The organism is Collinsella sp. LCP19S3_A6, assembly GCF_052122015.1.
Lineage (GTDB): Bacteria > Actinomycetota > Coriobacteriia > Coriobacteriales > Coriobacteriaceae > Collinsella.
Map to the genome: position 1 here is coordinate 1 of NZ_JBQKDD010000002.1, position 16,965 is coordinate 16,965.

The 16,965-nt window shown below is 54.8% G+C and carries 8 protein-coding genes and 1 pseudogene; 7 read left to right on the forward strand and 2 right to left on the reverse strand.

Annotated elements, in window-relative coordinates; translation table 11 throughout:
• Positions 1–402 (reverse strand): annotated as a pseudogene (locus ACTQVX_RS01245) (IS21 family transposase); the annotation flags it as partial.
• Positions 403–524: 122 nt separating this feature from the next.
• Between ACTQVX_RS01245 and ACTQVX_RS01250 the strand changes: the two are divergent.
• Positions 525–725 (forward strand): IS3 family transposase, encoded by a 201-nt coding sequence (locus ACTQVX_RS01250; protein WP_441559988.1) that lies wholly within the window; start codon positions 525–527, stop codon positions 723–725.
• Between the two features lie 308 nt (positions 726–1,033).
• Here the strand turns inward: ACTQVX_RS01250 and ACTQVX_RS01255 are convergent, their stop codons facing one another.
• Positions 1,034–1,159, reverse strand: coding sequence for a hypothetical protein (locus ACTQVX_RS01255; protein WP_427717649.1), 126 nt, complete (start codon positions 1,157–1,159; stop codon positions 1,034–1,036).
• 258 nt (positions 1,160–1,417) lie between these two features.
• On the opposite strand from ACTQVX_RS01255, the gene ACTQVX_RS01260 reads away from it, so the two are divergent.
• The 6 genes from ACTQVX_RS01260 (at position 1,418) to ACTQVX_RS01285 (ending at position 16,934) form a co-directional block, all read left to right on the forward strand.
• A complete protein-coding gene (locus ACTQVX_RS01260) occupies positions 1,418–2,152 on the forward strand; it encodes an exonuclease domain-containing protein (protein WP_441559989.1) in 735 nt (244 codons plus the stop codon).
• A gap of 299 nt (positions 2,153–2,451) precedes the next feature.
• Positions 2,452–7,767, forward strand: a complete 5,316-nt coding sequence (locus ACTQVX_RS01265; protein WP_441559990.1) for an AAA domain-containing protein — start codon at positions 2,452–2,454, stop codon at positions 7,765–7,767.
• Positions 7,768–8,027: 260 nt separating this feature from the next.
• Positions 8,028–11,306, forward strand: coding sequence for a helicase-related protein (locus ACTQVX_RS01270; RefSeq protein WP_441559991.1), 3,279 nt, complete (start codon positions 8,028–8,030; stop codon positions 11,304–11,306).
• Positions 11,303–12,073 carry a DUF4391 domain-containing protein gene (locus tag ACTQVX_RS01275; protein WP_441559992.1) on the forward strand — a complete coding sequence of 257 codons (771 nt, stop codon included), beginning with the start codon at positions 11,303–11,305 and terminating at the stop codon, positions 12,071–12,073. Before ACTQVX_RS01270 ends, ACTQVX_RS01275 begins: the two co-directional genes overlap by 4 nt.
• Positions 12,066–13,898, forward strand: a complete 1,833-nt coding sequence (locus tag ACTQVX_RS01280) for a site-specific DNA-methyltransferase (protein WP_441559993.1) — start codon at positions 12,066–12,068, stop codon at positions 13,896–13,898. Before ACTQVX_RS01275 ends, ACTQVX_RS01280 begins: the two co-directional genes overlap by 8 nt.
• A gap of 3 nt (positions 13,899–13,901) precedes the next feature.
• Positions 13,902–16,934 (forward strand): restriction endonuclease, encoded by a 3,033-nt coding sequence (locus tag ACTQVX_RS01285; RefSeq protein ID WP_441559995.1) that lies wholly within the window; start codon positions 13,902–13,904, stop codon positions 16,932–16,934.
• Positions 16,935–16,965: the final 31 nt, after the last annotated feature.

The following is a 16,965-nucleotide window of genomic DNA, read 5'->3' on the forward strand; positions in this document are numbered from 1 at the left end:
CATGCCCTCCTTCCAGTCGAACTGCAGCTGCCTGCCCGGGGGCGTCTCGAACCGCGGGTGCGGCTCGCGGCCGCCCGCGCCCCCGAAGGGCACGTCGCGGGCCCGGCACCAGGCGGTGAAGGCGCCGTACCCGGGCAGCCCCTCCCCGCGGCCCTCGCGCAGGAACGCGTAGACGGCCATCTTGGTCATCCCGGGCAGCTGGGCCTTCGAGCGGATCACCTCCTCGAGCGGGTCGAAGGCGCTGCCCCTCGCGGACCTGCCGTCGGCGGCGGACTCGCCCTCCCGCCAGTACTTGGCGACCGTGTGCCGGTCCATGCCGTGCCTCCTCGCGATCTCGCTGAAGTTCGGCTTCGCGCCGGACCCCCTGTAGACGTTCAGCTCTCCCATTACGTTTCGCTCCATATCCCGCTCCTCCCGGGTCGGATACCCGATCGGAGCATAGTTCCGTTAGCGCAGTTGGTGAAAGTGCGTTAGCGGGGTCGGCGAAAGCGCGTTAGCGCATTCGGCGAGATGCGTTTGCGAAAGTGGTCAATTTTAGATTAGCGCTAACAGGCCTGCTCAAGAGGGAGTTCTGGCACGGCAGGGACTGGTCGGGCTGGACCCCTGCCCGCTTCATCGAGGAGCTCGGGGGCTGGATCGGCCGATACAATACGGAGAGGCGCAGCAATGCGCTCGGCGGCCGCACGCCGGCCGAGTTCCGCGCCGCGCTGGGAAGGGCCGCGTAACGGTCCAAGAAATCGTCCGCAGTCCCGCTCTCGGAACGGGACACGCTTTCCCATTGGGGCTTCAAACGGAAACCGTGTCCCGGAATCGAGCCTCAGGGTGGGACGCTTTTTCCGGTAGAGGCCTGGGACGGAAGGCATGTCCCAGAATCCGGCTAACCCGATGGCCAGGTGGTTGAGCGAGCGGGCCCCGAGGCTCCATTACTGAAAATTCATTTGTTAAACCTGGCAACCGTGGGTAGAATAAAGTCGACGGCAGCCCAAGGGTGATAGCTGGGCAGCGCCGTTACTTAGTTCAAGGGGTCAATGCCTTAACGGCGTCGACCCCTCTTCTTTTGCTTCGTACGCTGCTTGAGTGCCTCGGTAAGTCCGATAAGCGCCGTGAGGAGCGAGACCAAAGAGGTCAGGAGCTTCACGAAATCAATCAGATCGGTCATGGGCATCACCTCCCGTCGCATGGAGGGCGCTGCCCGGCACATGGAACTGCCGTCAACAATAACCAGTCTATCAAACTGCAGTCATAAATACGAATATATGTTCGATAATAACAGCGATCTGGCCATCTCAAAACGCAGCTTTACGCAAGGGTGCCGGGTGGCCGCGCTGGGCGCTTTCATGTCCGCACGAGCGCCTATCCTTACGGCAATGTAGCCGCCTATGTAGCAAGCGGCAGGCAACGGAGAGAGGCCATAACCGTGTCAGCTGAAAAGACGCCGGGTATCTCGGCTATCGATACGACGAACTTTGCGCGACAGATCGTGCTGGACTTTGAGTTTGCGCCGGTGCCAAAGCAACGCCAGCGCCGTGGGTTGCGCAACGAGATTATCGAGGTCGGCGCCGTTAAGATCGATTACCACGGCAACGTTATGGGCGAGTTCTCGCAGTTTGTGCAGACGGAATTTACCGAAGGCGTTGCGTATCCCGTCCGCGAGCTCACAGGGATATCGGCCGTGGACACCGCGATGGCCGATCCGCTCTACATAGTGATCAAAAGGCTCGGCGATTGGATCGGTCGCTACTCCGCCCAGGTGGTTTGCTGGAGCGGGACGGACCGTCGACAGCTTTTGACCGAGTGCCAGGCAAAGCGCATCGACCTTTCCGCATTTCCTACGGACTGGGCCGACCTGCAGGCGTTTTACACCTCGATTATGGACGTGGGCAGCCACGGGCGCGTCTCGTTGGGTGACGCGGCGATGTGGTTTGGCATCGAGTTCGACGAGTCGACGGGCCATGCCCACAGCGCTCTAGCCGATGCGCGCGTGACCGCCAAGCTGCTCAAGCAGGTGATGGACGGGGACTACCACGTGAGCCCGCGCGCCCAGGAAGTCCGCCAGCGGTGGGGAATGGGCGAGCGAGCCGAGACGCGCCTTTCCAGCAAGTGCCCCGAGCTGGGCGACCTGCTGCTGAAGCTGAAGGCAGAGGGGAGGTAGGGGCGTTGTCGGTCCTCGCAACCGAAGCCCATTTGATAAATTGTCCTCATGCGAAAAAGCTATAAGTCAATGGCCCCGGGAATGACCCCTGATTCAAGTCACCGGGGCTCATTTTATATTGATATGAGATTGTAGCGATTCATATGCGTGCGATGCATTCCGTTGAGTTAGAGGGCCCTACTGATAACTAGGCATGCAAACGCACGCTTGTCGATTTAATGCCAATATCGCCAGGTTTTCCGCGTAAGCTAGTAACATATTGTGCTGGCCGAGATAGATGACTGCGCGGATGGTGTCAAATGGGTTCTGATCTCAATAACTTATCGGTTGTAGATAAGGCAGAGGCCCTTTTTGGATACTTGGAAGAGTTCTCCAAGATTAGGATGAAGATCGTTCGCAACGTAAGCGATTACGCTTCGGACTGCATTGATTTGGAGAGCTTGCCAACAGATAACGGATGGATCGAGGTGCGATTTCGCGATTCCGCTAATAACGATGGTCCGATTTTGAGTGTCGCTAAACCGGAGTTCAAAACGTGCCCGCAGCCTCCGGATGAGATCGCGCCGTGGATTGCAAGCGGATGGGAAAGCTATAAGAACCAGATAGGGTTCAAGTTTCCACCCGAGGAGCTTGCGGAGGCAAATGAAGAAGCGCCTCAAGATCTATTTATGTCCGATCCCGCTAGAGCTCAACTGCTTGAGGAATGGGGTGGCGAGCGAGACAAATGGGTCACATACCAAACTAAGGCGACAGAAGCCTCTGGGGTGTATGAGCGCCTGTTTATAATGAAAGAAAAACTCAAGAGCGACCCCGATAAACTCGAGGTTGTTGCCGCATCGATGAACGTTCGGCTTTCCGAAGACAAGAGGGTGGATCACCCAGTCTTTACGCGGAACATGAGGATTCAGCTCGATGCGGAAAAGGGAATCATTTCCGTTGAAGACGTCGATTCCGACACGTTGATTCAAAAGGACCTGCTGTCTCAGTCTCAGAATCTGACGATGAGCAAGATTAGTGAGGCGGAACAGAGGCTCGACGAGGAAGAAGTGCATCCGCTTGATCGTGATGCAATTGCCCGTGAAGCCAAACTGCTCGTGAATCAGCTATCGCCCAAGTCTCGTTATTTTGACCGCGCTGATGCTGCGCGAGACCAAGAAGCCGATATAGACGTTCGACCCGGTTTCTATTTAATCTTTAGGCAGCGCCCTGATGGAACCGCGGGCGCTATCGGCAGAATTGTAAAAACGATTGATGAGACTCAGCGCGTCCCTGCGTTCTTAAACGGCCTTCTTGGCGAGTTTACGCACGATGAAACCACTCCGGTCCTTGAGGATTTATCGGACGGGTCTACGGTTTCTCGGCGCTTGGCGGAGGCAAACGGAGAAGACGACGAGATTCTATTGGCGAAACCTGCCAACCGTGCGCAGTTAGAGATTGCCAAGCGAATCGAGCAAGATGACGCCGTTCTCGTTCAGGGCCCTCCGGGTACCGGTAAAACCCATACGATTGCAAACCTGATGGGAAGCTTTTTGGCACAAGGCAAAAGGGTGCTTGTAACGAGCTATACCTCAAAGGCTTTGACGGTTCTTGCCGACAAGATGCCTCCTGAGCTCAGAAGCCTTTGTGTGTCTTCGCTGGCATCTAACGGCAAGGACGCTCGTGATTCGGTAGAAGCAATCGTCAACCATCTCGGCGAGCATTCGATAAGTGAACTGAATAAATCCGTGCAGGAATTATCTTGTCAGCGAGAAGAGATACTGGTTGATCTTGCAAAGGCGCGCAAATCCGCCTTTGTTGAACGAGAGGCCGAGAACAAACAGTTTGATCTGGGGAATGAAACCCTCACTCCGCATGATGCCGCGCAATTTGTTGCGAAGAATAAGGAAGAGCTGGACGACATTATTCCCGGCCAGGTGAAGCTGTTAGCGCAGCTTGATATTTCGATTGTCGAGGAGCTTTACCAAAGCAACGGCATTGCCTCTGCAGAAGATGAGGCAGAGGCGATCTGTCTACAGGATGTCGACTGGATGGCTTTGCTCCCCAAGCCAGACGTCTATGCACAGGAGTTTGAGAAATATAACCAAGCCAGTTCTTTGGCGGACGAGCTGATTCGTCGCCACGGTTGGGAACTATGCGACGATGGGGGAACGGTGGAGATTGGATCGGCTGTTCTTCCCGTTTTGGACGATGAGTCCGAAGCATTCGGCACGGTGAAGAACCTCGTAATGCACGGAGCTCTGAGCGAGGAGTGGCAGCGAGGGGTCGCTGCGAGATCCTTGAGGGGCGAGGGCGAGAAAACGATCTGGTATCGTCTCTGCGATGAGGTTCAGTTGCTTGAACAGCAGGCTTCGTCATATCGAAGCAAGTGGTTTCCGAGGCAGGTTGCGCTTGGTGACAACGGCGATTATCAACAACTGCGCGCGCTTGTAAGCGGGTACAAAGAGTACCTAGCTAAAACGGGCCTGCGAAAGTTGCTTTCTTCGGTCAAGAGCTTGCCCGATGGTGTGGCGGTCAACGGGGCACAGGCGGCTTCGCCCGAGGACTGCGATGCCATCCTGGATTACATAGAGCTTATGGACAAGCGACACGCTTGCGCCATTCAATGGGATGCGCTTATGGGAACCGTTGGCGTGAGCTGCTTTGCAGAGTTGGATAGCAGTGAGCCCGAGCACGTGGCATTTCGATATGTTGAGGGTATTAAGGCGGCCCTTGCGTGGAAAGCCGAGTGCATTGACAAGCTGTTTGACGCATTGGACTCAAACGGTATCTCTCATGAAGCGTTCTTTGACTGCCCTTCCATGATTTCCGAAAAGGAGGTCGTGGCCAAAACCTTGCAAGCACTGGAAACGGATCTCACGGATTACCTTAAGTTGTGTGTCGCACTCAAAAAAATAAGGGCGATTAAGGCATGGGCAGAGGACGTTTTGAAGAGAATCGAAGACGCTTCGGCCAAGCACTGTGAGACCGTCGCTGCATTGAGTGACTGCATTGTGCAGCTTCGCCCTGTTGGAGATTTCGGCGAAGCGGTTGACCCCGAACTCGGCTTGGTGCAAACATACCGCGATCAGTACAATCGTCTACAGTGGCTGTGCGAAATAAGGGCGGCAGTTAAGCGCCGACATGAGCAACTGAATCAGTTGTCGCAAATTGCTCCGGGATGGGCACAAGCCGTTCGTGAGCGCGAGGGCGTTCACGGGGCTACGAGCGTTCCGCGGGATATCGAACGAGCATGGAAATACAAGCAGTGCCAGGCAATCGTTGAGTATGCCGATCGTGCAAACTCTTCCAATCCCCAGAAGGAAATTTCTGAGCTGGGCAAACGCTATCGTGACATAACGGCAAAATTGGCAGGCATGATGGCGTGGCTCAAGATTCACAAGGACCTTGAGAGCAATACAGAGCTCAAGGTCGCGCTGAACGGCTGGAAGCAGACGGTCGCGCGAATTGGCAAGGGAACGGGCAAGAATGCATCGCGGCATCGCTCGAAGGCCCGTGCTCTCATGGCGAAATGTCAGCGGGCTGTGCCGGCATGGATTATGCCGATTGGCCAAGCGCTTGACTCTTTTGACCCCGCCAACAATCTGTTTGATATCGTAATCATCGACGAGGCAAGCCAGGCCGACATGACCGCCCTGGCTATTACATATCTTGCAAAAAAGGTAATTGTTGTTGGTGATGACAAACAAGTAAGCCCTCTTTCTGTCGGTGCAAAGGAATCCACTGCCGAAGGATTGGCTGCTTCATATATCGAGGGAAAGGGAATTCCCAACGCCCATCTGTATCGAGCAAGATACTCGCTTTACGAAATTGCCCAGCAGGGCTTTTCGCCCATCATGCTTACCGAGCACTTTAGGTGCGTGCCGGATATCATCGGCTTTAGCAATGGGCTATCGTACGGTGGAAAAATCAAGGCGCTGAGAGACGCCGATGCGGGTGGATTGATGCCGGCGTTGGTTCCCTTTCGCGTCAAAAGCGGCATGCGCTCGGGCAAGGCGAAGATTAACCAGCAAGAGGCCAAAGCCGCAGTTGCGATTATCCGTGCCTGTCTTGAGCAGCCAGAATATGAGAACAAGACATTTGGCGTTTTGTCCTTGCTGGGAGAAGAGCAGGCTGACCTGATTCGAAACGAACTGCTTAAAGAGATGGATCCCGCTGAGTTTGAAAAACATGAGATTATTTGCGGCAACGCTGCGGGTTTCCAGGGCGATGAACGCGATGTCATGATTCTAAGCATGGTTGACAGCAACGAATCCGAGACTCCCTTGCGCTTTATGGGGACGGGCTCGGATGACGCATACAAGAAGCGTTACAACGTTGCTGCAAGCCGCGCGAAAGACCAGATGTGGCTTGTATATTCGCTTGATCCAGCTCGTGATCTAAAGAGCGGCGACCTGCGTAGGCAGCTAATTGAGTACATGCTCGATCCGCATACGTTTGACGCCCAGATTGAGGAGGCGCAAGAAAAAGCCGAGTCCGACTTTGAGTTACAGGTGTGTGCTGAGCTTTCCAAGCGCGGTTATCAATATGAGCAGCAAAAGGAAGTCGGAAGCTACCGCATTGATATTGTCGTGCAAAGCGACCATCACAACGTTGCTATCGAATGCGACGGCGATCGTTGGCATTCAACCGAGGGGCAAATTATCGCGGACATGGAGCGACAGACGATTCTGGAACGTGTGGGATGGGATTTCATCCGTATTCGAGGTAGTGAATTCTACAGCGATCGGGATGCAACGATGGATCGAGTTGTAGCCGAACTCGCTATTTACGACATTAAGCCAGGCCAGCAGCTCCCCACGGTTGCCCGTGACACCAGCGAACTCCTCGAGCGAGTGCTCGAGGCGGTTCGTGACAATTTCGATGACGAAGTGGACGAGAACACACTCGAGTCCACGGTTGCTCGAGATTCGGCCATCGCGGCCGCCCTTCAAGAACAGGAGCCGCCGCGAGAGCCGGATATGCTATCGAAAGATGATGGCGCTAAGGAAGCGCATGCCAAGGCGGATGACTTTGCTGTTGCGGCTGGCTGCTCGGATGTGATCGAGAATGACGACGCAAGCGGCCAGTGCGAGCAGGTGGACGAACAACGTGGACAGACAATAACTGAGGATTCGCGTCAGGAGATGCTTCTGCTCGCACTCGAACGGGCGGGGCATCGGTTCTATGAAACCGAGCAGGCGGACGTCTTTTGGGTGCCTGGGGACTTATCAATGCGGGCGTCAATAAAGGACATCTGTTCTTCGTTTGATTACAGTTGCGTTTACAACTTTGGGGACACCGGCGTGAACACTGGTCTTTCCGGATGGATTTTGTACCCTAAGGGTAAGCGGGCTAGCATTGCACATGCGCTGCAATCAGAAGCGCTTACGCTGCAATCAGAAGCACTTAAATGGCATAAAGGAAACAGTTGTGGGGATGCTTTGCTCGCTGAGTTGAACTCTCTGGGCCTCACCTGTATTGATAAGCGAAGCAAACACGGTGCGCTATGGGTCATTGACGATCCGGTGTTTAAAGAAAAGCGCCTCGGCATCGAGGCAAAATATAAAGTGAGGTTCAAATACAGCAAACAAGGGTCAAGGTCGACATCGTCCCGACCTGCGTGGTACACAAAATAACGAAGCATTCACGAAGTACATGAACGGTGTCTATTAATTGCACAACAAATAATTGAGGTCGTAGAGATAACCCGCTTGCCGAAAATGTCCTGACGCTCCTCTATAGTTGGGAGACAATGGATAAAGTTTTAGCAAAGGGCCCTGCGTCCTGAACCAATAGCAATTAAACCTGGAGTGTACTTCGTGGATATGCCTGCGGATAAACTTCGGGGGGAGGCGCTCCGAAGCGGGCGTCCCCTCTCGGTCAATAATGAAATAGCTTGGCACGCCGTCTTAAGAACGGTGTGCTGATGGAGTTTCTCGATAACGTCGGACGCAATCGTCTGGGAGACGCACTCGCTAAATCCATCGATGAGGGCGCCAAGCTCTCAATCATCAGCAGTTACTTTACGGTCTTTGCTTTCTCTGAGCTCAAAGAAGAGCTGGAGAAGCTTGACTCAGTGCGTTTTCTCTTTAGCGAACCTACGTTCGTTAAGCGCATGGCCACCGATAAGGACCCACGCCAGTTTGCCATATCGCAATGCTCGCGCGAGCGTGGCGTGGGCGGTTTGGGTCTCGAGCTCACGCTGCGCAACAATCTCAATCAACGCGCCATTGCCCGCGAGTGCGCCGAATGGGTGCGCGCTAAGTGCGAGTTTCAATCTGCCAAGATGAACGGGGCAATTCAGCCCGGAGGCACCTATATAGTCGAGAACCCCAATGGCGACGACCATGCTTTCATGGGTGCCGCCGCTGACTTTACCCAGGAAGGACTTGGTTACGAGCGCCGCCCCAACACCGTAATGGGCGTAAGCCACTACGAGGGCGCGACGGAAACTGCCGGCCTAAAGGCGATGTTTGAGTCCGTCTGGGATAAGCCTGCGATGGTCGCCGATGTTACCGATGAGGTGGCGGCGCAGGTAGGCACGCTCTATCGTGAGAATCCGCCCGAGTTCGTTTATTTCCTTACGCTTTACCACTTGTTCCGCGATTACCTTTCCGACGAAGATAACGATTTGAGGCCCGGCCTTAAGTTTGAGGAGTCCGTTGTCTGGAACAAGCTCTACGACTTCCAAAAGGACGCCGTGGTGGGCGCCATCCGAAAGCTCGAGAAGTACAAGGGCTGCATCATTGCGGACAGCGTTGGCCTGGGTAAGACTTACGAGGCGCTCGCCGTTATTAAGTATTACCAGGAGCGCAACGACCGCATTTTGGTCCTGGCGCCTAAGCGCCTGCGTGATAACTGGACGCTATGGACGCAGGACAACGACGACCGCAACCCGTTGGCGGACGATCGTCTTAACTATACCGTGCTCAATCACACCGATCTGTCTCGTTATACGGGCACGAGCGGTGATGTGGACCTGGAGCATCTACGCTGGGGCCACTATGACCTGCTGGTGATCGATGAGAGCCATAACTTCCGTAACAAGAGCACGGATTCCGAGAAAAAAGACCGTTACACACGCCTCATTGAGGATGTGATTAAGAGCGGACGGCGCACCAAGGTGCTGATGCTCTCGGCTACGCCTGTGAACAATCGCCTGCTGGATCTGCGCAACCAGATTGAGCTCATCACCGAGGGCGATGATGCGTATCTGGCGGATACTGATGGTATTGAGTCGATTACTCAGGTGTGCCGTACAGCACAAGCGCGCTTCAACGAGTGGAGCAAGCTCGACGATGCCGAGCGCACCACCGAGAGCTTCGTCAACGCCGTCAACGCCGATTACTTTAAGCTGCTCGACGTGCTTACCATCGCGCGCAGCCGCAAGCATATCTCTAAGTACTATGGCGCCGCTTCGGGTACGTTCCCACAGCGTCGCAAGCCCCTCTCTATTACCACGCCAATCGATTTGGCGGGGGAGCTTCCTCCTATCGCTGAGCTCAATGACATGATCGCTCAGCTCACGTTTGCGCAGTATCAGTTGCTTTCTTATGTACGCAGCGATAAGCGTCGTAAGTACGAGGATCGTTACGGCGACACCTGGGGCAAGGACTTTGAGAGCCAGGTCCACCGTACAGGTGCTGTTGCCAACCTTATGCGCGTAAACGTGCTCAAGCGAATGGAATCTTCGGTTAACAGTTTCCGAATCACGCTCTCGCGCATCCTGGCGGGATGCGAGGAGCTTCGCGTGCGGCTCGATGACCCTGCGGCCATGGGAGCGGGAAGCTATGATGCGGCGGGCATCGAGGATGGCATGGACGACGATGATGCCGAGGAAATCGAGCGCGGTGGCAAGGTGCGCGTCGACCTGCGCGATGTCGATGCCTTGCGTCTGGGCAGCGATCTGGACTTTGATATCACCGTGCTGCGCCGCTTACTCGACTATGCCAATGCCGTAACGCCTGAGCGCGATGCCAAGTTGGATGAGCTCTACAAGTTCATAGTCGATAAGGTCAATAACCCTTACAACCCCGGCAACCGCAAAGTACTCGTATTCACGGCGTTTGCGGATACGGCGGACTATCTGTTTGATCAGCTGGCGCCTCGCCTTAAGAACGAGCTCGGCCTTGAGTGTGCCGAGGTTGCCGGAAGCGCAAATCGCACTTACTCGCTTAAGTTGCGCCGAACCACCTTCGAGAACATCCTGGCGTACTTTAGTCCGCGCTCCAAGGAGCTGCCCGAGGCGTCTCTCGCTGCAGGCGAAATCGATGTTGTATTTGCCACGGACTGCATCTCCGAGGGCCAAAATCTTCAGGACTGCGACTGTCTCGTCAACTATGACATTCACTGGAATCCGGTACGCATTATCCAGCGCTTTGGTCGTATCGACCGTTTGGGCTCCACCAACACGCAAATTCAGTTGGTGGACTTTTGGCCCGACATTGCGCTCGATGAGTACATTCAGCTCGAGAGTCGCGTAAAGGGTCGTATGGCCTTGCTCGACGCCTCGGCCACCGGCGAGGAGAACGTGCTGGAGTCCAAAGCAACGGGCGAGATGAACGACCTTAAGTATCGTCGCCAGCAACTTCAGCAGCTCAAGAGCGAGGTGCTGGATCTGGAGGATATTTCAGGCGGCATCTCGATCACCGACTTCGCCTTTGATGATTTTCGTGTTGAATTGCAGCGCTACGAAAAGGAACACCCGGGTCTTTTAGAAAACTCGCCGGCTGGTATGCATGCGGTGGCGCGCATTCCCGATGAACTGCGTGATTCCGTGGCGCCGGGCGTGGTGTTCTGTTTGGCGCAAAACGATGAGAATGCGAACCCCAAGGACACGAATCCTACCTTCCCGTATTACGTGGTGTACGTATCGGCCGACGGCGATGTGATGACCAAACATACACAGCCCAAGCATGCGCTCGATATGATGCGCGCCTGTTGCGCGGGCGAATCTGAGCCAATTGCGGAGCTGTGTCGCGACTTTAACCGCGAGACGCGCGACGGCGAGCGTATGGGCGCTTACACCGAGCTTTTGGACAAAGTGGTTGCCACCATTAGCGGCGTGCAACAGGACAAGGGCATTGAGAGCCTGTTCTCGCTGGGCGAAGTGGGAACGGGCACGAGCCTTGGCTTCGACGATTACTCGCTGATCAGTTTTGCGGTGTTGCGATGAGAGGTTTTGACTGGAACGACGTGTTCTGTTTGCCCGATGCCGCTCTGGCGGGCGACAGGCGTATCCCCAAGACGGTGCTCACGCGCCAAGCTCAGCTTACAAAGACCGAGCAGAAAGTGCTCGATCGTGTAGCTGCGCTTATGCACTTTGCCACCGTGCAAAAGTCCACGACGCGCATCGCACCTGTTCAAGATGATGAACACGATATTCAAAGCGTGCTCATCCTTCGATGCGAGCTGTCTCGTGGGGCGGCTTATGCCGAGGTGGCAAGGCTCGTCCACAAGTGTTTTCCCAATCCAACGGTGATTCTGTTTGGCGGCGAGGACGAGGCTTGCATTTCGCTGGCAACGACGCGTAAGAGCCTTGCTGAGCAGGGCGCCATGGTGATTGATGACGTTGAGTCAACGGGGGCATTCGATCTTGGTGACACACGGTATGCACCGTTTTTGGATGCACTCGCGTTTGAGCGATTGCCACAGGTGAATCTTCTGGTCTATCTGCGCAGCATTGCCTGGGCAGTGCGACTTTCACGCGTGGTTCCGTCTCTAGGATTCTTTCCGACGTGCGCGGAACAGGATTATGAGCGTCTGGAGGGGTTGGTGGCGCGGAGAGATGTGCTCGCTTCGCAAGTTGAGGATACCAAGCGACGCCGTCTCGATCGGGAATTGACCCTGAATGAATCTGCGCACCTACGCATGGACCTCAAAAAGCTGGAAAAGGAGCTCGGTCAGACGACCGACGAGATAAAGGAGATCTGCAATGGCTGAGATCGAGAAGATGAACCTCGAGTCCGAAGACCTCGTGGAAGACCGCCTGGCGCAGCTCAAAGAGTTGATGCCCGAGGTATTTACCGAGAGCGGTATCGACTTTGATAAGCTGCGCTTGGAGCTTGGTGACGAGGTCGACGAGGGCCGGGAGCGCTACGCCTTTACCTGGCCTGGCAAGATGGACGCCATTCGTCAGTCGCAAACGCCGAGCACTGCCACGTTGCGCCCTTGCGTTGAGAAGAGCCGTGGCCGCGATGGCGAGGACGGCAGCTTTGACTCCGACAACATTTATATCGAAGGCGATAATCTTGAGGTGCTGAAACTGCTGCAGAGCGGCTATCACGGCAAGGTCAAGATGATCTATATCGATCCCCCTTATAACACGGGTCACGACTTTGTCTACAAGGATAAGTTTGGCGACACCATCGAGAATTACAAAGAGCAGGCAGGGCTGGCCGGCCAGTCCAACGCTGATACGAGTGGTCGCTATCACAGTGACTGGTGCTCGATGATGTATCCCAGGTTGAGACTGGCGCGAGAGCTGCTGAGTGACGACGGGGCTATCTTCGTTTCTATAGATGACAATGAAGTAACCAATCTGACAAAAATAATGGACGATATTTTTGGTGAGAGGTGTCGCATCGCTCTCATCTGCCATAAGGCTCGTGCATCGGTTTCTAATGACAAAATTATCTCGCCAAATCACAATACTGTCGCCTTCTATGCAAAATCGATTGAGGTGCTCGAGGCTGTTCGAAAAGAAATTGGTGATGACCCTTGTTTAGATGGTTTTGGTGAGGATGATAACGATGGGCGTGGTCCCTACCGCCTCGTGCCCGTCGATGGACCAGGAGGGGCGAAAAAGGGAAATCCACACTATGAATTTCTCGGCGTCGAAGGCTATTGGCGCTTCTCTCTAGAAACAATGCAAGACAAGTACGATGAGGGTCTCGTTGTTAGGCGAGGGAATAGTCTCTATCAGAAGTACTATCAATATAAGGCCATCGAGACTAGGAAGACCCTTACGACTTGGTGGGATGATGCTGGACTAACCTCTTCTGCAACATCCAAGCTTAAAGATCTCATGGGCGGGCCCTCCTTTGATACTCCTAAACCGCTCGAATTAATTGAGCGTATGCTTAAGATGATTACTTATGCCGACGATTCGGCAATCGTACTTGACTTTTTTTCAGGATCTGCGACGACCGCACATGCACTGATGAATATCAACGTCGAATACGGCGGAAATAGGCAGTATATCTTGGTTCAATTGCCAGAAGCCACAGCTGATAACTCCGCAGCTAGAGGGGCGGGTTATTTAACGTTGACCGAAATTGGTGAAGAGCGCATCCGTCGTGCAGGCGACAAGATTAAAGCTGAGATTGAGGAGGCTAACGCTCAGCCCAAGCTCGGCGAAGAGTCCAAGCGTCTGCCTGACATCGGTTTCCGTGTGTTTTCGCTCGACAATTCCGGCATCGAAAAGCCTCAGCCTGGGCAGCTTGTGCTCGATGTGGTGAAGCCCGACCGTTCCGATATGGATATCGTCTTTGAGATGATGCTCAAATGGGGACTCGAACTCACGCTTCCCGTCGAGAAGGAGGAAGTTGCCGGCTATCCCGTATATTCTGTCGCTTGTGGCGAGCTTGTGTGCTGTCTGGCGGACGGCCTTACCATGGAAGCGCTCGATGCTATTGCCGACATGGAGCCGCGCCGTGTGCTCATGCGCGACTCGATCCTTACCGATACGCTCAAGCTCAATGCCGTCCAGGCGTTTAGGCGTGTGGAGGAACGGGCCGGTTACGAGGTACAGCTGAGGACGGTGTAACGCATGGCTTTGGAAATAAAATATTCCGCTGATCAGGAGCACCAGGTCGAGGCCGTCAACGCCGTCTGTGATTTGTTTCGAGGCCAGGAGTTTATGGACTCTGACTTCGTTGCGGAGATGGGTACCGGCATTCTGGAGGGACAGGTTGCTCAGGTGGGTCATGCCAACGGACTTCGTCTTTCGGCGGCCCAGCTCGAGCGTAACCTGCACGTGATCCAAGAAGGTAACGCGCTCGCTCCGTCGAGCGTTGCTACCGATGGACATCTGCGCGATTTTACTGTCGAAATGGAAACGGGCACGGGCAAGACCTATGTCTATATTCGCACCATCTACGAGCTCAATCGTCGCTATGGGCTGACCAAGTTCATTATCGTGGTGCCGAGCGTTGCCATTCGCGAGGGCGTTAAGAAGAGCTTCGAGAGCACTAAGAAGCACTTCGACATGCTCTATGACAAGGCACCGCTCGAGTGCTTCGTCTATGACTCCAAAGACATGGGGCCGGTGGGTAGCTTTGCCACCTCGAGCTCCATCCAAGTGATGATCATTAATATCGGTGCCTTCGACAAAGATAACGACTTCGATGACGATGAGATCGCCGGGCCCACCGGTGGTCGGGATAAGCGTAACCTGTTCCACCGTCCGAGCGAAAGGCTCATCGGCGGTCAAAGCCCTCGCGAGCTCGTAAGCTCGTGCAATCCTATCGTCATTATCGACGAGCCGCAGAGCGTTGACTCTACTGCTAAACGCAAAAGGGCCATTCGAAGCTTGAATCCGCTGTTTGTGCTGCGTTACTCGGCAACCCATAAGGAAGCCTACAACAAGGTTTATCGCTTGACGCCTGTCGACGCCTTTCAACGCGGACTGGTCAAGGGCATCACCGTCGATTCGGTGCTCTCTCAGGAGGATTTGAACGGCTCGTACGTGAGGCTTGAGTCTACAAAGATCGCCTCGCCCATTACGGCCAAGCTGACAATTGATGTGCGCCAGAAGGATGGTTCCCAGAAGCGCAAAAAGGTAAACGTCAAGACGGGTGACAACCTGTTTAACAAGAGCGGCGAGAATGCCGACTATGAGGCTGGCTGGATCGTGAGTAACATCTCCGCTGCTGCTGGCGACGAGTGGGTCGAGTTCCAGAACGGCGGGCGTATTGAGCTCGGTCAGGCCATTGGCGATGTTGCTGCCGAAGCTATCAAGCGTGCGCAAATAAAGAGCACTATCGAGGACCATCTGCAGCGTCAGCTTGAGCTTGCCCCGCGCGGCATCAAGGTACTTTCGCTGTTCTTTATCGACAAGGTTGAGAAGTACCGCCTGTATGACCCGGTGCGAAACGGCGAGTATGCGCAGATGTTCGAGGAGGAATATACTGCAGCGGTGAATTCGCCCAAGTGGCGCAAGCGCTATGCCGAAGCTGGCGTGAAATTGGATACGGATGCTACTGCGGTGCATTCGGGCTACTTCTCGCAGGACGGCAAGGGGCATCTTAAGAATACGTCCGACGCGGCGTCCTCGGCTGCTGACATCTCGACCTTCGAGACTATCATGCGTGATAAGGAGACGCTACTTTCCTTCCCTGCGGACGGCGATGACGACGAGACGCGCGCAAAGAAACGTATCCAGTTTATCTGGAGCCACTCCGCCCTTAAGGAGGGCTGGGATAACCCTAACGTGTTCCAGATCTGCACGCTGGTGGAGACCAAGGACAAGCTGACTAAGCGCCAAAAGATCGGTCGCGGTCTTCGTTTGTGCGTAGATCAGAATGGTGAGCGCTGCTATGACGAAGGCGTGAACGTACTGACTGTCATCGCAAACGAGAGCTATGACTCGTTTGCCAATGGCTTGCAGTCTGAGTTTGAGGAGGATGGCTACAAGTTTGGCATTCTCACCGCTGAGTCTTTCTCGAATGTCGTGGTGGAACGCGAGGACGGAACCGAGGAGCTCTTGGGCTTCCAGAAGTCTAAGGCCGTCTTCGACTCGTTTAAGGACCAGGGGCTCATCGATGATAAGGGCAAGATTACACCCGAGCTCAAGCAGGCGGCCGAGCAGGGTAGTGTCCCTGTTCCCGAGGGTCTGGAAAACGTTAAGACCGAGGTTGAGCGCATTATCCTCAAGAAGGCTCAGAAGCTGCAGATTCGCGACAAGGCCAAGGAGGTTGAGGTTAAGCTCTGCAAGGATGTGACTGCCAACCCTGCTTTCCAGGAGCTTTGGGAGCGCATTCGCAAACGCACACGCTTTGAGGTCGATGTGGACTCCGACAAGCTGGTCGAGGACGCGTGCGAGGAGATTGCCAAGATGCCCGAGGTAAAGGCACCTGAAATTTTGAGCACTCGTGCAGACCTAACGGTGGATACCGCTGGCGTGAATGCCGAGGCGCACTCGACCGCGCTCGTGCGAACGGCGGGTCGTGCAGTGTATGACTTGCCCGATCCTATCGCGGAGCTGCAGGATGCCGTCGGTCTTACCCGCGCTACCATCAAGCGCATTTTGGAGGGCTGTGGTCGCTATGACGAGTTTGCTCTCAATCCCGCGCTGTTCCTGGCCCAGGTGGCTTCTAAGGTGAACAAGGTTAAGGCCGTAGCAATTGCCAAGGGTATTAAGTACACAAAGCTGCCCGAAGAAGATTGGTACACGATGAAAGATTTGGACCCTGGTGATCTTAAGGCCTATGTTGGCCAGAACGCTTGGGAGTCCGCGCACCACAAGAGTCTATACAACTACGTTGTCTACGACTCGTCGTCGGTTGAGAAGCCGTTTGCCGTTGAACTTGATCAGGCCGAGGAGATCAAGGTGTTTGCCAAGCTGCCGAGCAGCTTTAAGATCGATACGCCGTTAGGAGCCTACAACCCCGATTGGGCCTACGTGCAAGAGATCGAGGGCGAACATCGCGTGTATTTTGTTACCGAGACTAAGGGCGGCGGAAACAACGATATCCATACGCGCCCGACCGAGCAGGGTAAGATCAATTGTGCCGAGAAGCACTTCGAAGCCATTTGGGAACCTGACTTCTTCTACAACGTAAAGACGACATATCGCTCGTAAGTATTGAGGGGGCGCTGAAGAACCATCTTCA